The organism is Brachybacterium sp. EE-P12 (genome assembly GCF_003711805.1).
Lineage (GTDB): Bacteria > Actinomycetota > Actinomycetes > Actinomycetales > Dermabacteraceae > Brachybacterium.
In genome coordinates, this window is record NZ_QXCP01000010.1 from 170,704 (window position 1) to 189,035 (window position 18,332).

14 protein-coding genes and 1 other RNA gene are annotated in these 18,332 nt (G+C 72.1%); 4 read left to right on the forward strand and 11 right to left on the reverse strand.

The genetic code is table 11. The annotated features are described in order from the left end of the window. Nucleotides 1-5 precede the first annotated feature (5 nt). Nucleotides 6-815: a type II CAAX prenyl endopeptidase Rce1 family protein gene (locus D1648_RS15675; RefSeq protein WP_122943534.1), complete on the reverse strand. Its 810-nt coding sequence runs from the start codon at nt 813-815 to the stop codon at nt 6-8. Between the two features lie 144 nt (nt 816-959). Further along, nucleotides 960-1,056, reverse strand: an RNA gene (ffs, locus tag D1648_RS15680) — signal recognition particle sRNA small type. Nucleotides 1,057-1,342: 286 nt separating this feature from the next. Between ffs and D1648_RS15685 the strand changes: the two genes are divergently transcribed. Further along, nucleotides 1,343-2,914 (forward strand): sodium:alanine symporter family protein, encoded by a 1,572-nt coding sequence (locus D1648_RS15685; protein ID WP_122943535.1) that lies wholly within the window; start codon nt 1,343-1,345, stop codon nt 2,912-2,914. Nucleotides 2,915-2,938: 24 nt separating this feature from the next. On the opposite strand, the gene D1648_RS15690 is transcribed toward D1648_RS15685, so the two are convergent. The 3 genes from D1648_RS15690 to D1648_RS15700 all read right to left on the reverse strand — a co-directional run bounded on the left by D1648_RS15690 (nt 2,939) and on the right by D1648_RS15700 (nt 6,565). Beyond that, complete coding sequence (locus D1648_RS15690) at nt 2,939-3,943, reverse strand: aldo/keto reductase family protein (RefSeq protein ID WP_122943536.1); 1,005 nt, start codon at nt 3,941-3,943, stop codon at nt 2,939-2,941. 229 nt (nt 3,944-4,172) lie between these two features. Then, complete coding sequence (locus D1648_RS15695) at nt 4,173-5,543, reverse strand: MFS transporter (protein ID WP_122943537.1); 1,371 nt, start codon at nt 5,541-5,543, stop codon at nt 4,173-4,175. Next, nucleotides 5,540-6,565, reverse strand: coding sequence for a family 43 glycosylhydrolase (locus D1648_RS15700; protein ID WP_122943538.1), 1,026 nt, complete (start codon nt 6,563-6,565; stop codon nt 5,540-5,542). Before D1648_RS15700 ends, D1648_RS15695 begins: the two co-directional genes overlap by 4 nt. A 392-nt stretch (nt 6,566-6,957) precedes the next feature. On the opposite strand from D1648_RS15700, the gene D1648_RS15705 reads away from it, so the two are divergent. The 3 genes from D1648_RS15705 (at nt 6,958) to sigJ (ending at nt 9,176) form a co-directional block, all read left to right on the forward strand. After that, complete coding sequence (locus D1648_RS15705; RefSeq protein ID WP_122943539.1) at nt 6,958-7,464, forward strand: DUF779 domain-containing protein; 507 nt, start codon at nt 6,958-6,960, stop codon at nt 7,462-7,464. A 195-nt stretch (nt 7,465-7,659) separates the two neighbouring features. Then, entirely contained in the window at nt 7,660-8,262 is a 603-nt protein-coding gene (locus tag D1648_RS15710; RefSeq protein WP_122943540.1) for a carboxymuconolactone decarboxylase family protein, read from the forward strand. Between the two features lie 29 nt (nt 8,263-8,291). After that, nucleotides 8,292-9,176 carry an RNA polymerase sigma factor SigJ gene (gene sigJ / locus D1648_RS15715; protein WP_122943541.1) on the forward strand — a complete coding sequence of 295 codons (885 nt, stop codon included), beginning with the start codon at nt 8,292-8,294 and terminating at the stop codon, nt 9,174-9,176. A gap of 133 nt (nt 9,177-9,309) precedes the next feature. Here the strand turns inward: sigJ and D1648_RS15720 are convergent, their stop codons facing one another. From D1648_RS15720 to D1648_RS15745, 6 genes are all read right to left on the reverse strand, one after another. Further along, the gene (locus tag D1648_RS15720) at nt 9,310-10,017 is read right to left on the reverse strand and encodes a response regulator transcription factor (RefSeq protein WP_122943542.1); all 708 of its coding nucleotides are present in this window, start codon (nt 10,015-10,017) and stop codon (nt 9,310-9,312) included. Next, a complete protein-coding gene (locus D1648_RS15725; protein WP_122943543.1) occupies nt 10,017-11,318 on the reverse strand; it encodes a sensor histidine kinase in 1,302 nt (433 codons plus the stop codon). Before D1648_RS15725 ends, D1648_RS15720 begins: the two co-directional genes overlap by 1 nt. 17 nt (nt 11,319-11,335) lie before the next feature. Then, complete coding sequence (locus tag D1648_RS15730; protein WP_122943544.1) at nt 11,336-12,466, reverse strand: hypothetical protein; 1,131 nt, start codon at nt 12,464-12,466, stop codon at nt 11,336-11,338. A gap of 399 nt (nt 12,467-12,865) precedes the next feature. Further along, on the reverse strand, nt 12,866-14,029 hold the full coding sequence (locus D1648_RS15735) for an FAD-dependent oxidoreductase (protein ID WP_122943545.1): 1,164 nt from the start codon (nt 14,027-14,029) through the stop codon (nt 12,866-12,868). Nucleotides 14,030-14,179: 150 nt separating this feature from the next. Further along, entirely contained in the window at nt 14,180-16,204 is a 2,025-nt protein-coding gene (locus tag D1648_RS15740; protein ID WP_122943546.1) for an ABC transporter ATP-binding protein, read from the reverse strand. After that, nucleotides 16,201-17,964: an ABC transporter ATP-binding protein gene (locus D1648_RS15745; protein ID WP_122943547.1), complete on the reverse strand. Its 1,764-nt coding sequence runs from the start codon at nt 17,962-17,964 to the stop codon at nt 16,201-16,203. The genes D1648_RS15740 and D1648_RS15745 overlap by 4 nt, the downstream gene beginning before the upstream one ends. Between the last annotated feature and the right edge of the window lie 368 nt (nt 17,965-18,332).

Sequence of the window (18,332 nt, forward strand, 5' to 3'; positions counted from 1 at the left end):
AGCGTTCAGCGCACGCGCGGTGAGCAAAGCGGGCCGACCAGCCGCAGCACCGCCCACGCCGCCGCGATCCACAGCGCCCAGGAGGCGATCTCCAGGATCCAGGCGGTGGCGGGGTCGAGGGCACCGAGCACGTTCTGGTCGATCGCGACGCGCAGGCTGCTGAACAGCCCATGACCGATCACCGCGGCCCAGGCGGTGCCGGAGAGCTCGCGGGCGGCGGCCAGCAGCGGGGCGACCGCGAGGATGGTCGCGAGATAGCCGACCGCCTCCCGCCCCTGGAGTCCGAGGGCCAGCACGATCGGCAGGTGCCACAGCGCCCACATCAGCCCGGTCAGCAGCGCGGCGGGCCAGAAGCCCACCGGTGCGAGCTCGCGATGAAGCCAGCCGCGCCAGCCGGCCTCCTCCCCGATCGCGAAGAGGCTCTGCACGAGCCACACCAGCGGCACCGCGAGCGCGAGGGAGAGCAGGGGGACCTCTGCCGCGAGCGGCGCGCCGAGAGCGAGTCCGAGCAGCACCCGCAGCACCGGGACCAGCGCGAAGGCCGCGACCATCACCGCCACGGTGAGGGCGAGCGCACGCCAGGAGGGGATGGTCAGGGCGAGGTCGCGGTACCAGCGCCCCGCACGTCGGCGCACCACGAGCGCGGCCGCGAGCGGGGCGAGCTGCGCGAGCGGCACGACGAGGCCGACGGCGTCGGCCGGCAGCCAGGAGGCCGCGAAGGGCAGCGCGAGCGCCGTGGAGACGGCGACGGCCAGCAGCAGGAAGAGCCCGACGCGCAGGGCATCGGGACGGGGCGGGGGCTGGTGCGAGGACATCGTGTGCTCCTGGGCCGGGCGCGTCGCATCCGGGGGCGTCGCGTCGGTCCCATCCTCGGCCGGGACGCCGGGGCGTCGGCACCCGGATTCCCCTCGCGTTCCCGGGGGCGATCCCCCGCTCGGGACCGCGGCGGCGTCCGGGCATGAAGCGACCCCTCGCGCACCTGTCAGAGCTCACCTGCCCTTGCTGCCGTCAAGCCCTGGGGGAGTTCAGCAAGATGACACCGCACGAGGGGTCACGCACAAGTGTAGCGGCTCCGCAGGGCCCGTCTCGACCCGCTGTGCGCGACTCTGCTCACGACACGCCGTGGCTCGTCGGCCGTCGGCATCCCGCCCGACGAGGTCGCGGATCCGCTGGCCGGACGCCCTTCTCGACGGCGCGCACCGGGTCACAACCCGGCAACGGGACGCGAAGCGCCTGCGCCGGGCACGCCATGTCCGCTATGTTCCCTCCCACCAATGGTGACTGCGGTCACCCCTGTCGCGGTGCCAACGGTGTCACCGCCTCCCTATCCCCAGGAGCACTCATGTTCGCCGACCTCATCAGCAGTGCGAATGACTACATCTGGTCGATCCCGCTGATCGTCCTCTGCCTCCTCGCCGGCGTGTACTTCACCATCCGCACCGGCCTCCTCCAGGTGCGCAACATCCCCGACATGCTGGCCCAGCTGAAGAAGGGCGAGACCTCCCCCGACGGCACCTCCTCCTTCCAGTCGCTGATGATGTCGCTGGCGGGCCGCGTCGGCATGGGCAACATCGGCGGCGTGGCCACCGCGATCGCCTTCGGCGGCCCGGGCGCGGTGTTCTGGATGTGGGCCTCGGCCTTCCTCGGCGCCTCGACCTCGTTCATCGAGTGCACCCTCGGCCAGATCTACAAGGAGAAGGACCCGGACACCGGCGAGTACCGCGGCGGCCCGGCGTACTACTTCGAGAAGGCGTACAAGCACAGGTTCCGCGGCCTGTCCGTCTTCTACGGCATCCTCTTCGCCGCGGTGACCATCGTCGCGATGAGCTACTTCCTCCCCGGCGTGCAGGCCAACGGCATGGCCTCCGCGATCGACAACGCCTGGGGCATCCCCACCTGGGTCACCGCGATCGGCCTGGTCATCCTGTTGGGCTTCATCGTGCTCGGCGGCGTCAAGCGCATCGCCCACTTCGCCGTGATCGTGGTGCCCGTGATGGCGATCCTGTACGTCCTCATCGCGATCGTCGTGTTCTTCATGAACTTCACCGAGATCCCCCGCGTGTTCGGCCTGATCTTCGGCAGCGCCTTCGGCGTCCAGCCGGTCTTCGGCGCGATCCTCGGCCTGGCGATCAAGTGGGGCGTCCAGCGCGGCATCTACTCCAACGAGGCAGGCCAGGGCACCGGACCTCATGCGGCCGCCGCCGCCGAGGTCTCCCACCCCGCCAAGCAGGGCTTCGCCCAGTCGTTCTCGGTCTACATCGACACCCTGTTCGTCTGCTCGGCGACCGCGTTCATCATCATCTCCACCGGCATGTTCAACTCGTTCCAGAACGAGGAGTGGCTGGACGGCGCCTCGCCCGTGATCGACTCCGGCATCGGCGGGCTCCCCGTCGACGTCGAGCCCGGCCCCGGCTACGTCCAGGCCGGCCTGGACTCGGTGTTCCCGGGCGCGGGCCCGAGCTTCATCGCCATCGCCCTGTCGTTCTTCGTGTTCACCACGATCGTCGCCTACTACTACATGGCCGAGGTGAACCTGAACTACCTCACCCGCAAGATGAAGAACCGCACCGCGGCCCGCGTCATGCAGCGTCTGCTGCAGGCTCTGGTGCTGGTCTCCGTCGCCTACGGCGCGGTCACCACCGCCGGCGCCGCCTGGGGCCTCGGCGACATCGGAGTGGGCTCCATGGCGTGGCTGAACATCATCGGGATCCTCTTCCTGCAGGTCCCCGCGCTGAAGGCGCTCAAGGACTACCGCGAGCAGAAGAAGCGCGGCCTGGATCCGCAGTTCGATCCGCGCAAGCTCGGCATCGAGGGGGCGACCTTCTGGGAGCTGCGGGCCGACGGGCACGAGCTCCAGGGCCGCTCCGGCGAGGACCTCCCGCCCGAGCATCTGGGCATCGACTCCAAGCGCTGAACCCCGGCGGCGGGGCCGGCGGTGTCAGGACAGGCGCTGCGCCGGGGACCGGGTGAGGTTCGGGTCGGTCTCGGGGATCTCGCCGAGCACCTCGTCGATCCGGGCCTTCACGTCGGCGTCGAGGGTGACGCCCGCGGCCTTGACGTTCTCGGTGACCTGCTCGGGACGGGAGGCGCCGATGATGGCGCCGGCGACGTCGTCGTTGCTGAGCACCCAGGCGACGGCGAGCTGCGCCGGGGTCAGCCCCAGCTCCTCGGCGATCGGCAGCAGGCCCTGCACGGCGGTGAGCACCTCGTCGTCCAGGAAGCGCTTGATCATGTCCGCGCCGCCCTTCTCGTCGCGGGCGCGGGAGCCCTCGGGTGCTTCGGCGCCGGGCTTGTACTTGCCGGTGAGGATGCCCTGCGCGATGGGGGACCACACGATCTGGGAGATGCCCAGCTCGCGGGAGGTCGGCACGACGCGCTCCTCGATCACCCGCCACAGCATCGAGTACTGGGGCTGGTTGGAGACCAGCTGGATGCCGAGCTCGCGGGCGAGCTGGTGACCGGCGCGCAGCTGGTCCGCGTTCCACTCGGAGACGCCGATGTACAGCGCCTTGCCTGAGCGGACGACGTCGGCGAACGCCTGCATCGTCTCCTCGAGCGGGGTCGCGTCGTCGTAGCGGTGCGCCTGATAGAGATCGACGTAGTCCGTGCCCAGGCGGCGCAGCGAGGCGTCGATCGACTCGCGGATGTGCTTGCGGGACAGGCCGGTGTCGTTGTGCCCCTTCGGGCCGGTGGGGAAGTACACCTTGGTGAGGATCTCGAGCGACTCGCGCCGCTCGCCCTTCAGCGCCTCGCCGAGGACGACCTCGGCGGCGGTGTTCGCGTAGGTGTCGGCGGTGTCGAAGGTGGAGATGCCGGAGTCGAGCGCGGCGCGCACGCAGGCGCGCGCCCGCTCGTCCTCGACCTGGGAGGCATGGGTGAGCCAGTTGCCGTAGATGATCTCGCTGATCTTGAGGCCGGAGCGGCCGAGGTGGCGATGTTCCATCAGGACACCCTATGACCATCCCGGCACCTCTCATGGTGAACCACGACACGACGTCGGTCTCGCCGCGGGAAGCCTCGCCATGGCCGACCCAGCCCGCGCCGCCTCTCCGCCCGAGGGGCCGCCGCCACCGCCGGAGCCACCTCCCGGCGTCCGGCCCGGCCACCTCCCGGGCGCGACGAGGGGCGGGCCCGTCCCCGGTCCCGCCCCTCGCGGTGCGAAGCCTCTGCCGTCAGGTGCGCGCGGAATGCTCCCGTGCGCCCTGAGCGGACTCCACGGCGCCGTCGGCGTCCGCGCGGCTGCGGTCATCGACCATCAGCACCCCGGCCAGCAGCGTGACCACCAGCACCACCCCGCCCATGATCACGTAGGACGAGCTGAAGCCGATCACGTCGTAGGCCGTGCCGAAGACCCACGAGAACACGACGATGCCCACCTGCTTGGCCATGTTGAAGCCGATCATGTAGGCGGTCGCGGAGATCCGCACGTCGAACATGCGGGTGATGTACTTCATCACCGAGACCAGCATCAGCGGCATCTCCACGGCGGCCAGCAGGCGCCAGAAGATCAGCAGAGAGGTGTGGGTGAAGAAGGCCGAGCCGACCACCCGCACCACCAGGACGAGCGCGAACAGCTGCAGACCCCGCTTGGCGCCGATCCGGTTGATCACGAACGGCATCGCGACCATCACCAGCGCCTCGACGAGGATCTGGGCGAACACCACCCGGGAGAACAGCACCTGCGGGTCGACCCCGCCGGTGACGAAGCGTGCGAAGTAGTTCGGGAACTGCTGGTCGAACACGTCGTACAGGGCGGCGGCACCGAACATCAGCACCATGAAGCCGAGGAACGAACGGTCGCGCAGCAGGGCCAGCACCGTCTCCCGCGAGACCTTGGCCTTGCCGCCGGCACCCTGCGCACCGCCCTCGGCGGCGTCCGCCGCGACGGCGGCGTACCCGGGATCCCCCGGCTTCGGGGTCCGCGCGACCAGCAGCAGCGTGCCCAGCACGATCGCGGAGACTGTCGCGGCCCACCAGATGTTGTTCGGGTTCGAGGCCCAGATGAACCCGCCGACCAGCGAGGACAGAGCGCCGGCGATGGAGCCGAACAGACGCACGTGGCCGTACTCGAAGCCGTTGGCGCGCGAGCTGCGCTCGTTGAACGCCTCGACGATGCCCACACCGGCGTTCAGGGTGAGCGAGAGGAACACGCCGCCCACGATCGCGCCCAGCACCTGGTTCAGCTCGACCAGCGGTGTGAACACGAATGCGAAGAACGGACCCATCAGCGCGCCGACGAGCACCACGAAGGCGAACAGGTGCTTGCGGAAGCCGAGCTTGTCCTGCAGGAACCCGTACAGCGGCTGCAGGCAGAACGCGGTCAGCGCCATCACGGAGTTCAGCAGTCCGATGTTGCCATGCGACATCCCCGCCTCGACCTCGAGCCAGCGGCTGAGGAAGGTGAAGGCGAGCTGCCAGATCGCGAAGTAGAAGAAGAACAGCCCGCCGAAGTTCCAGAAGGCGGGGTTCCTCAGGCTGGCGCGTACGCTCCCGGCCGACGGAGCGGTCCCGGAGTCCGTGTCGGAGGAGGTGGGGGTGCTCATGACAGCTCTCCCGAGGGGGCGAGGATCTCGGTGGACGTGGGTGCGGGCCGGGTGCCCGGTGCCGGGGTGCCCCAGAGCGGCCGGCCGGCCTCGTCGAACCGCAGCACCTGCGCGCACGCATGCCGGTTCGGGTCGCGCAGCGGGTCACCCTCGATGTGCGTGTAGGTGCGGGCGTGGTACACGAGCACCGGCTCCCCGTCGGGCGTGGTGGTGAACGAGTTGTGGCCGGGCCCGTACCGCTGCACGCTCGGATCGGAGACGAACACGGGGGTGGGGCTCTTGGTCCAGGACGCGGGGTCGAGCAGATCGGCATCGGCCGACGCGGTGAGCACCCCCATCGCGTAGTCGATCCCGGTGGCGGCACCCGAGTAGGTGAGGTAGAGGGTGCCCTCGTGCTCGAGGACCGCCGGGCCCTCGTTGACCCAGAACCCCTTGGTCTCCCAGTCGTGCTCGGGCCGGGTGAGCTCGACGGCGGGACCGGCGAGGGTCCAGGGGTTCTCCATCGGGGCGATGTAGAGGTTCGAGTGGCCCTTGACCGCGAGGTCCTCCTGCGCCCACACCAGGTACTGCCGCTCACCGTGCACGAAGCTGGTCGCGTCCAGGGCGAACGACTCCCAGCCGGTGTCGACCTGGCCGCGCTCGACCCACTCGCCCGCGAAGGGGTCCTCCGCGGTGTTCTCGAGGACGAACACCCGATGGTTGAAGGTCTCGTCGGTGCTGGGGGCGTCCGCGGTGCCGTGCGCGTCCGGCGCGGCCGCGTAGTAGATGTACCAGGCGCCGTGCACGCGATGGATCTCCGGGGCCCAGATCAGCTCGGACTGCGGGCCCTGGTCATGCTTGCGCCAGATGGTCGCCTCGTCGGCCGCCTGGAGGCCGTCGAGCGTCTCGGCGCGGCGCAGGATGATGCGGTCGTACAGCGGGTGGGATGCCGTGAAGTAGTACTGCCCCTCGTGCCGCAGCACGCAGGGATCTGCGCGCTGCAGCACCAGCGGGTTCATGGTCGGTGCGTCACTGCGGGTCATGCCGTTCCTTCGTCGGAGGGGGCGGGCGACCGGCCTCCCGGTGCTCGGCGGCAGGGCGTCCGAGCCCTCCGCGACCCGGCCCTCCGGTCGCCCGCGGCTCGTCTCTCGAGCTGCGATGCACCAGTGACGGTAAACGATGTAAATTACGGACGGCATCGACGCCGCCCTCACCTCCCCCAGGAACGGCAGGAATCCGCTCCTGCTCTTTCGGCCTGCCCGAAATCACCCCTGACCTGCGCCCTTCGGTGAGCAACCTCACCGGCTGCCGCCGGTCCGGGGCGGTGCCGTCGGCGGCCTCCCCCGCCCCTGTCCGCCCCTGCCCGGCGGGCGTAGTCTGGAGGCGAGCGACTCACCGTGCCGTCACCGCCGACGGCTCTTCGGAAGGAACGACGATGACCGACCTCTCGAACGCCGCCGCTGCTCCCGGCGCACCGAATTCGACCCCCGGCCCGCAGCCCGGACAGCCGCCCGCCCCGCCGCTTCCCGAGCCGACCGATACCGACGACGTGCTGGAGATGGAGCCGACGGTCGAGGGCGAGGACTTCTCCCGCGTCGCGTTCACCGCCGCGGCGGTCGCGCAGATCCAGCGGCTCATCGACCGCAACGGGCCGCTCATGTTCCACCAGTCCGGCGGCTGCTGCGACGGCTCCTCCCCCATGTGCTACCCCGAGGGCGACTTCATCACCGGCGATGCGGACGTGCGCATGGGCCACGTCGAGGTGCCGCTGCCGGACGGCGGGACCTCGCCGCTGGACTTCTGGATGAGCCGGGAGCAGTTCGCCTACTGGCGCCACACGCACCTGACCATCGACCTGGTCGACGGGCGCGGCGGCGGGTTCAGCCTCGAGACGCCCGACGGGAAGCGGTTCCTGACCAGGTCGCGGATGCTCGAGAGCTGATCGCCCCGCCGGAGCCCGGGAAGGGACCCGACATGACCCGACACCCGCCCGACGCCCCCGGACCCGGTCGCGGTGGCGCGGGGGCTGACACAGCGCGGCGGCGCTGAGGGCCGGTCTCCCGCGCGATGTCACAGATGCTCGCCGACCGGTGTCTCCACTGCGACGAGCCATACCGGACCGAGGAGAGGAACCGACATGTCCGCGATCACGCCCCTGCACACCGCACCCCCGCACCGCCCCGCCGCACGGGTGCCGATGGATCTGGACGGACCCGTCGAACGCGCCGCGAGCTGGGCGGCCCGTCGCCTGTACGGGAAGGTGCTGGATCCTCTGCGAGCCTCCTTCCATCATCGCGGCGTGCTGCTCGCCTCGCTCGCGCTCGAGGCCGTCGCCGGCCGCTGGAGGAAGCTCCCCCGGACGCTGAACGCGCTGGCCGTGATGGCGGTGGCCCGCGAGATCGGCTGCTCCTGGTGCATGGACTTCGGGTACTGGGAGAACCACCACCGAGGGGTGGAGCCGCGCAAGCTGCACGCGATCGGACAGTGGCGCACCAGCGAGGTCTATACCCCGCTCGAGCGCGCGGTGCTCGAGTACGCGGTGGCCGCGACGCAGACCCCGTCGGCCGTCACCGACGAGATGGTGGAGCGCCTTCGGGAGGATCTCAGCGACGCGCAGGTGGTCGAGCTCGCCGCCCTGGTCTCGCTCGAGAACTACCGCTCGCGCACCAACGCCGGCCTGGGTCTGAGCAGCCAGGGGTTCGCCGACGACTGCGACGTGCCCTGGGCCGTGGACGGCTGAGACCCGCCGCCGACGATCGCGGGGAGCCCATGGACAGCACGCGCACCGAGCACCAGGACGCCTTCGAGGACCACCGCCGCGCCCTGCTCGGCGCCGCGTACAGGGTGCTCGGGACCGTGGCCGACAGCGAGGACGCGGTGCAGGAGACCTGGCTGCGCTGGCAGAAGGTCGACCTCGCGGCCGTGCGGGACCCCCGCGCGTACCTGCTCGCCGCGGTCACGCGCACGGCGCTGAACATCGTGCGCTCCCGCGATCGCCGGCGCGAGGAGTACATCGGCCCGTGGCTGCCCGAACCGGTCTCCACCGATGTCGCCGCGGACCCGGGCCGCGCGGCGGAGGTCGCCGACGAGATCTCGCTCGCGCTGCTGGTGGTGCTCGAGTCGCTCTCCCCGCTCGAACGCGCCGCCTTCGTGCTGCGCGAGGTGTTCGCCCTCCCCTACCCGGAGGTGGCGGACACCCTCGAGCGCTCGGAGGTCTCCGTGCGACAGCTGGTCAGCCGCGCCCGGGCCCACGTCCGCGAGCGCACTCCCCGCCATCCCGCCGACGCGTCGACTCATCGCGCGCTGACCACCGCGTTCCTCGAGGCCGCCGAGGGCAGGACGCCGCTGGCGGAACTGGTCGAGGTGCTCTCCCCCGAGGTGGTGCTGACCACCGATGCGGGCGGGCGGGCGAAGGCTGCGCTGCGGCCCATCCGAGGGATCGGGAAGGTGCTGCCCTTCATCGCCGGCGTGCTGGCCAAACCCGAGGTGGAGGCGCTGTCGTGGGCGATCCACGAGGTCAACGGGCGGCCCGCACTGGTGGGGCACGAGGGGACGCGGGTCGACTGCGTGGTCTGGATCGAGGCCGACGGCGCCGTTACGACCCGCATCGACATGGTCCGCAATCCCGAGAAGCTGGGGGCCGTCCGCCTCTGATCAGGGTCGCGCCGGTGCAGCGCAAGGCGCGGCCTGGTCCTCCTGGACGGCGATCGCATGCCCATCCGCAGGAAGCGCTCGGTGACGTCGCTGCAGCGCCGCACCACGGGCCGCACGTCCCGGCGAGGCCCGATCATCCGGTCGATCCCCCGTCCGCAGGATCCACCAGGCCGGTGCGGTAGGCGATCACCACCGCCTGGGTGCGGTCGCGGGCACCGAGCTTGCCCAGCAGGTTCGCGACGTGGGTGCGCACGGTCTCGACACCGAGGAACAGGGCGCCGGCGATCTCCGCGTTGGTCATGCCCCGGGCGATGCGTGCCAGCACCTCCCTCTCGCGCTCGGTCAGCGGCGGGCCCGGATACGGCTCGGTGCGGGCTCGGGGTCGCAGCATGTCCCGCACCGAGTCCGGGAACAGCAGGCTGGTCCCGCGGCCGACAGTGCGCACCGCCTGCACCATCTCAGCGGCGGACGCCCGCTTGAGCAGGAATCCGGATGCTCCGACCAGCAGGGCGTCGGTGACATGCTCGTCGTGCTCGAAGGTCGTCACCACCAGCACCTTCGGCGGATCGGGTAGGCGCAGCACCAGCTCGGTGGCGCGCAATCCGTCGATCCCGGGCATCCGCACGTCCATGCACACGAGATCCGGACAGGCGGTGCGGACGACGTCCACGGCGCGGGAGCCGTCCCCGGCTTCACCGACGACCTCGATGTCCGGCTCCGCGCCGAGGATCATCGCGAGCCCTCGGCGGACCAGCGGCTCGTCGTCGACGATCACCACGCGCAGCGGGTTCTCGACGGGCGGGGTCCCGAGGGGCGTGGGCTCCGCGGGCGAGGTGGTCATCATGGGGGTCCTTCTCTCAGCAGGGGCAGATCGAGATGCGCGCTCCAGTGCCTGCCGTCGGGTCCCGCACGCAGGGTGCCGCCGAGCAGTTCGGCGCGTTCGCGCAGACCGGCGAGTCCGCGGCCGCCCGTGGTCAGCGGCGCCCCGGCGTCACCGGGATCGGCGGCATCGGGGCGGAGCGCGTTCCTGACGCGCAGACGCAGCCAGCCGTCCTCGCTCGTCAGGGTGAGGTCCACGGGTCCCGACGCCCCGTGCCGGTGCGCATTGCTGAGCAGCTCGGAGACGCAGCGCAGCAGCTGGGAGCGCTGGAGCTCCGCGAGACCCTCCGGCAGGACGACCCGGGCGCGCAGGTCCATGCCCGAGGCGCGGTGCGCAGCCAGCAGCTGCTCGAGAGCGGCGGGCGGAGCCGTTCCCCCGTCGGCGAGCGGTGCCGGGCTCCCTCCTGCGGCACGGTCCCGGCGGCGCGAGCGTCCGTCGGCCACGGCGGCGGTCCGCTCCTCCTCGCGCAGCAGGGCGAGCACGTCGTCGAGCTCGCCGGTCGCGTCCCGTGCCGTGATCTCGATCGCCTCGAGCGCCTGGGCGACGGCGTGCGGATCCCGATGCCGCAGTCGCCGGGCCGCCGCGGCCTGCACGCTGACGATCGTCAGCGCGTGCCCGATGCCGTCGTGCAGCTCGCGGGCGATGCGCGTGCGCTCCGCCTCCCGGGCGACGCGCTGCTGCGCGAGCTCGAGCCGGTCATGCGTCGTCGGCCCCAGCATGCGCGGCGCGAGCCGTGCGAGCAGCACCCCCGTCGGCCACCACAGCAGGGCGGAGACGGCCCCGACCAGCACAGCGAGAACGACGGCGGCCGCGCGGCCGGCGGCGCCGGCGGGCACCGGCACCCCCGAGCCCAGGGAACGGCCCGCCAGGTTCTCGACGATCACGAGCACCGCGGAGGGCAGGAAGGTCAGCAGCAGCACCGCGACCAGCAGCCCGGCCGTCAGGTGCAGGACCACCCAGGCGCAGCTCGCCAGGTGGTGCGCGAGACGAGGGCGTCGGGGGACGAGCAGGTCCCCGTCGGCCCCGAGCATGGAGCGGGCTCCGGTCACCTCGAGCTCGCGCACCCCGGGGACGAGGCCGAGCGCCGCACCGAGGAGCAGGCAGACCGGCACCAGGAGCACGGCGCCGGCCGCCCGGCCGTCCGTCCCGTCCCCCGCCAGCAGCACGGCGCACACCACCACCAGCAGGACCACCGCGAGGCCGATGGCGGCACCCGCCATCAGCCACGCGAAGCGGCGGCCCTGCCGTCGAACGCTCTCCATCGCTCCATCCTTCTCGATCATGCCCCTACCGCGCCAGCGACATCGGAGGCAGCGCCATCGGAGGAAGCATCGTCGGTGCGGGAGCCGTCCTCGCTCAGGGAACGTCGATGCCCGACGTAGCCCCACACCGCCAGCCCCAGGGCCGGCCCCCAGAACCAGCAGGGGAACACCAGGGCGAGGACGAGCACGGTGGCCGGGCCCTGCGGGGCGGCTCCGATCAGCAGCGGCACGGCTGCGAAGGTGAGCAGGGCGGCGACCGCTCCCCCGGGCACGGCGGCCGCGGCGACCGGCACGGGCCGTCCCGCGAGCACCGGCATCCAGCGCGGGAACAGCTCGCCCCACGGGAGGACCAGCCCGAGGGTCAGGACGATCCCGAGCCAGCCGCCCGAGGAGAGCAGCAGCCCCTGCAGCCGCACGGAGAGGTCCGTGGCGTGCTCACCGCCGAGCAGCGGCCACGGGGTGAGCCAGGTCAGGCGCAGCAGCGCGTAGGGAGCCGGCCCGCACGCGGCGAGCACGGTGAGCGGTATCCGGTGGCGGGTGGCCCAGGCGGTCCCGCGCGCTGCCGCGACCGAGCCGCGCAGGGCGACGGCGGCGATGCCGAGCCACGTCGCGCCCAGCCCCACCAGCAGCAGGCTCAGGCCGATGGGAGCGAGGTCCGCGATCAGCGCCGGCGCGAGGCGGCCGACGAGCTCACGGGTCGCCGGTCCCAGCAGGACGGCTCCTGCCCCCAGGGCGAGCACCGTCACGGCCGAGACCGCGAGACGCGCCCGGGGATAGCGGCGGATGACCTGCACCACCAGCAGCGCCACGATCAGGGGCATGGCGAGGGCGAGCAGGTAGCCGGCGGTGGCGAGGGTGGACATGCCGCCCATCGCCATCCCGCCCAGGACGCCGAGGACGATCCCGATCCAGGCCAGCGTCGCAGGAGGCAGGACCGCGGCGTGGGCGGTGAGCGAGGTCGCGACGCCGAGGAGCGCGGCGAGGGTCAGCACGAAGGCGGTCGGGACGGGGCCGACGATGCTCCCCAGCAGGGTCTCGGCGAGCACCTCGCCGATCGGCCCGCGGCCGGGGAGGAGAAGCTCGAGAAGACCCACAGCAGCAGCGATCACGCTGGTCAGGAGGGCGCTGTGCAGCAGAGGGCGTGGCACGGGCGGCCGGTCGCGAGCCCCGGGCCGGACGGGGTCGTCGCGCTGGGAGAAGGCAGGGAGCCGGGCGGGACCAGCAGAGCGGGCGAGGCCGGCGGAGCGGGCGGAGCGATGGGATCGCACGGAGCTCTCAGCGGGTGGAGGGTTCACGGGGTGTTCCATGGCTCGAGCCTCGCCGAGCCGCGGTCGCGTGCCCTCCCCCGTGCGGGGGAACCCGCTCCCCCGGTCGTGGTGATCGCGTCCCGTCCCCGGGGCAGGGGCCGGGGACGGCCGGAGCCAGGGCCAGGGCCAGGGCCAGGGCCAGGGCCAGGGCTGAAGGATCGAGCGCACGGGGGTCGCGGACGGAGGGACCGCCGTGACCCGGCAGGCGATGCGTGCGGGCCCCGTCAGCGGTGCCGGGGCTCAGCGCGCGAGGAAGCTCCGGGCGGCGAACAGGCTCGCGCCGGGCAGCGTCACCGCACGGCGGGCGATCTGCTGGAACCGCAGCTGGGCCCGGTTCGCGGGAGCGAAGAAGGAGGCGCTGCGTCGGCCCGCACGTTGCGCGGCGTGGGCCGTCGGCCGCCAGCGGCGCTCGTACTCGACCAGTCCGGTCTCCACGTGCGGCCCGGCGGCGCGGAGGCTGCGGGCCAGCGCCTCGGCGCCCGCGATGGCCAGGGAGGTGCCCTGTCCGGCCAGCAGCGAGGGGGCATGGGCGGCGTCCCCGGCGAGCACGACCCGTCCCCGGCTCCAGCGGGGCGCGACGGCCTGCGCGACGAGGTCGTCGTAGAAGCTCTCCGGGGCGTGGGCGAGGGCTCGGTCGACCTGCGGGTGCAGTCCCGCGAACTCGCGCTGGAGCCGCGCGCGGTCCGGGACCGGTCGCTCGGTGCTCGCGGCATCGGTGCGCTTGGCGAACATCGCGCCGACGCGGCCGTCCCCCGCCGCGTACACCCAGCCCACGCGGCCGACGGTGTCGGTCATGAGCATCCGCTCCCCCAGCTCGCCTGCGAGCTGCGGATCCGGGTAGAGGTAGCTCGCCACCCGGTATCCCATCGGCACGATCCGGCCGTGTCCCGGCGCGACCCGCTCCCGCACGGCCGAGCGCACGCCGTCGCAGGCCACGACCAGGTCGGACTCGATGCTCGTCCCGTCGGCGAGCTCGACGAGGGCGCCGCGCGGGGAGCCCCCGCCCTGCAGCCCGATGTCGCGCACCCCGACGGCACGGGTGCCGTAACGCAGGTCGACGGAGCCCGGCAGCACCGCGAGGAGCCCGAGCTCGACCTCGGGGCGCAGGATGGAGAAGTAGCGCCCGCCCGCGGCCGCGACGAGGGGGCCGACGTCGATCCGGCCGGACTCCGCCCCGTCGGGGGTCCCGTAGCGCACTCCCTCGTAGGCGTGCCCGCGGGAGCGGAGCTCGTCGATGACCCCCATCCGCTCGGCGGCGAGGAAGCCGGGACCGAAGAAGTCGATCATGTACCCGCCGCCGCGCGGGCCCGGGGAGGCCTCGAGCACCGTGACGTCGTGATCGGGGGCGAGCTGGTGGGCGAGGGCGAGGCCGGCGATGCCGCCTCCGATGACGGTGACGTCCATGCCCTCGACGCTACCCGCGCGACGCCGGCCTGCCCAGGGGGATCTCCCCCGGGCTGGACGACGCCGCGCCAGGGCCGGCGGCCGGCGGCCCGGCGACGGGGCGGGGCCCGGCGGGGGCGATCTCGCGGGCGGCTCCTCTGCCGCCGCCTGCTACTCGAGCTCCGGCTCGGTCGCGGCGACGGCCGGGACCGGGCCGGTCGTGGTGCCCTCCAGCACGGCCTCGTCCTCGTCGGGATCGACCCCGTCGGCGAACTGCGACCAGTACAGCCGGTGGTAGGCGCCCTCCGCGGCCAGCAGCGCCTCGTGCGAGCCCTGCTCGACGATGTCGCCGTGCTCCATCACGAGGATCACGTCGGCGTCGCGGATCGTGGAGAGCCGGTGCGCGATCACGAAGGAGGTCCGGTCGGTGCGCAGCGCCGCCATCGCCTCCTGCACGAGCACCTCGGTGCGGGTGTCCACGGAGCTGGTCGCCTCGTCGAGGATCAGCAGCGCCGGGTCGGCGAGGAAGGCGCGGGCGATCGTGATCAGCTGCCGCTCGCCGGCGGAGACGTTCGCGCCCTCGTCCTCGATGACGGTGTCGTAGCCGTCGGGGAGGGTGTGCACGAAGCGGTCCACGAAGGTGGCGGTCGCGGCGGCGACCACCTCCTCGTCGGTCGCGTCCAGCCGGCCGTAGCGGATGTTCTCGCGGATCGTGCCGCCGAAGAGCACCGCGTCCTGGAGCACCATGCCCACGCGGGAGCGCACCGCGCCGCGGTCCAGGGCGCGGATGTCCACGCCGTCCAGCCGGATCTGCCCGGCGTCGATCTCGTAGAACCGCATGATGAGGTTCACCAGCGTGGTCTTCCCGGCGCCGGTGGGGCCGACGATCGCGATCGTCTGCCCGGGCTCCGCGGTCAGGGACAGGTCCGTGATCAGCGGCTTCTCCGGGGTGTAGGAGAAGGCGACGTGGTCGAACTCGATCCGGCCGCGGGTGGGTCCGGTGAGCTCGGCGCGCTCGATGCGCTCGCCGACGGCGGTGATCTGCCCGTCGGCCTCCTGCTCCTCGGCGTCCAGCAGCTCGAAGATCCGCTCGGCGGAGGCGACGCCGGAGATGAGCATGTTCGCCATGCCCGCCACCTCGCCCAGCGGCGCGTTGAACTCGCGGGAGTACTGGATGAACGCGGTGACCTGGCCGAGGCTCATCTGCCCGGCCGCGATCCGCAGACCGCCGACCACGGCGATGCCGACGTAGCCGAGGTAGGTCACCCACTGCATGATCGGCATGATCATGCCGGAGTAGAACTGGGCCTTGAAGGAGGCCTCCCACAGCTCCTCGTTGCGCGCATCGAACTGCTCGCGCATCGCGTCCTGGCGGTCGAAGACGGTGACCAGGTCGTGGCCGGTGAAGGACTCCTCGACATGGCCGTTCAGGCGGCCCGTGCCCCGCCACTGGGCGGTGAAGAGCTTCTGCGACTTGGAGCCGATGATGCCGATGACCACGCCGGAGATCGGCAGGGCGATCAGGGCGATGAGCGCGAGCTGCCAGGACAGCCAGAACATCATCACGGTGATGCCGACGATGGTGAGGACCGCATAGACGAGGGAGGCGAAGGCCTGCTGCAGCGCGGTCTGCACGTTGTCGACGTCGTTGGTGGTGCGCGAGAGCAGGTCGCCGCGCTGGCGGATGTCGAAGTAGCTCAGCGGCAGTCGGTTCACCTTCGCCTCGATCCGTTCGCGCAGGTCGTAGACGATGTCCATCACCACGTCGTTCAGCAGCCGGCCCTGGAGCCAGTCGAACAGCGCCGCGATGACGTACATCCCCAGCACGATCAGCAGCAGGCGTCCGAGCGCGGGGAAGTCCACGCCGTCGCCGAGGAAGCCGTCGAAGATGACGTCCATCGCATCGCCGAGGATCGAGGGCGCCCACACGGTCAGCACGGTCGAGACGATGCCGAAGGCGAGCACGACGGACAGCCCCAGCTCGTGGGTGCGGAAGGTGCCGGCGAGTCGCAGCGCGGAGGGCCAGAAGGCCTTGGCCTTGCGCGGCGCGCCCTCGCCCCACTCGCTGCTGATCGAGTCCTGCATCTCGAGGATCTCGGACTCGGTGAGCTCGGTGGTCTCGGTGGTGGAGGACGCCCGGCCGGTCGTCCGCGCCTCGCGCTTCGTGCGCCGGGAGTTCTTCTGCGCCGCGCTCATGCCATCTCCTCCGCGGTGATCTGGGAGTCGACGATCTCCCGGTAGGTCTCGGAGCTCGAAAGGAGCTCCTCGTGGGTGCCGCGGCCGACGATCCGGCCCTCCTCGAGCACGAGGATCTGATCCGCGGAAGTGATGGTGGAGATGCGCTGGGCGACGATGATCGTGGTCGCCCCGCGGGTGCGGCGGGCGAGGCCCTCGCGCACCTTCGCATCGGTGGTGACGTCGAGCGCCGAGAACGAGTCGTCGAAGACGTACACGCGCGGCGCGGCGACGAGGGTGCGGGCGATGCACAGCCGCTGGCGCTGGCCGCCGGAGACGTTCGTGCCGCCCTGCGAGACGGTGGACTCGAGGCCCCTGGCGACGTCCTCGCCCTCGCCGGTGGTCCGCTCGCGCACGAAGCCGTCGCCCTGGGCGACCTCGAGCGCCTCCCACAGCTGCGCCTCGTCGGCCGAGGGGTCGCCGAAGCGGAGGTTGTGGGCGATGGTGCCGGAGAACAGGTACGGCTTCTGCGGCACCAGGCCGACGGTCCGGGAGATGTCCGCACGGGCGAGGTCGGTGACGGGCACCCCGTCGAGCAGGACCTGGCCGTGCGTCGCGTCGTGCAGGCGCGGGATGAGGCTGACCAGGGTGGTCTTCCCGGATCCGGTCGAGCCGATGATCGCGGTGGTGCGTCCGGCCTCGGCGGTGAAGGAGATGCCGTCCAGCACCGGCGACTCGGCGCCGGGGTAGGCGAAGGTGACGTCGCGGAACTCGACTGTCGCGCCGCCGTCGGCCGCCGGCAGCGGGACGGGGGCGGCGGGCTCGTGGAGGGTGGGGGCGGTCTCGAGCACCTCGCCGATGCGCCGGCCGGAGATGATTGCGCGCGGGAACATCATGAACATGAAGGTGCCCATCATGACCGCCATGAGGATCTGCAGCAGGTACTGCATGAAGGCGGTCAGCGCACCGACCTCGACCAGGCCCGCGTCCACGCGGTGACCGCCGAACCAGAGCACTGCGGCGGTGGCGAGGTGGAGCACGATCGTGATCGCCGGGCCCATGAGCACGAACAGGCGGCCGATCCGCACGGAGGTGTCGGTCAGGGTCGCGTTCGCGTCGCGGAAGCGGCGCGTCTCGTGCTCCTCGCGCACGAAGGCGCGCACCACGCGGATGCCCATGATCTGCTCGCGCATGACGCCGTTGATCGCGTCGATGTTGTCCTGCATGCGCTGGAACAGCGGCATCAGGCGGGTGACGAGGAAGCCGACGATCACCATCAGCACCGGCACGGAGACCCACACCAGCCAGGACAGACCGGGGTCCTCCTGGATCGCCATGACGATCCCGCCGATGGACATGATCGGCACCATGACCATGAAGTTCAGGGTCATCAGCACCAGCATCTGGACCTGCTGGACGTCGTTGGTGGCGCGGGTGATGAGGGTCGGGGCGCCGTAGCGGCCCAGCTCCTCGGTGGAGAAGCGGTCCACACGGGTGTAGACGGAGCGTCGGATGTCGCGGCCCAGACCCATCGCGGCGCGCGCCCCGAACCAGACCGAGGTGATCGCGGTGATGACCTGCACGATGGCGACCAGCAGCATGAGGCCGCCGACGCGCCAGATGTAGTCGGTGTCGCCGGTGGCGACGCCGTTGTCGATGATGTCGGCGTTGAGGCTGGGCAGGTATAGGGTCGCGAGCACGGTCGCGAGCTGGAGGACGGCGACGGCGGCCACGTGCGGCAGGTAGGGCCGCAGATGTCGCCGGATCAGGGTCCAGAGCATGGGGGTCTCCCGGAGCAGGGGTGGTGCGGCCCGGCCGACGGGGTGAGCGGCCGGGGTCTCGTCGGAGCGTAGGAACAAGCGCGGACAGATCCTGTCCGCGAGGGGCCCGGTCGGTGCGATGCGGGGCGGGCGCACGCGAGGGCTGACGGTCCATCCTGCCCCGGCAGCCCTCCTCGACGCACCCGACTTTCGGCCAGGGCGATGCGATACGCGGCACCGCGCGCCGGCACGGCCGGGCACCGGGCGGCACGGACGGGCACCGGGCGGCACGGACGGGCACCGGGCGGCACCCCGGTCAGCGCCCCTCCAGCCCTCCAGCCCTCCGGCCCTCCAGCCCTCCAGCGCAGCAAAGTTGGGGGTATGCGCCG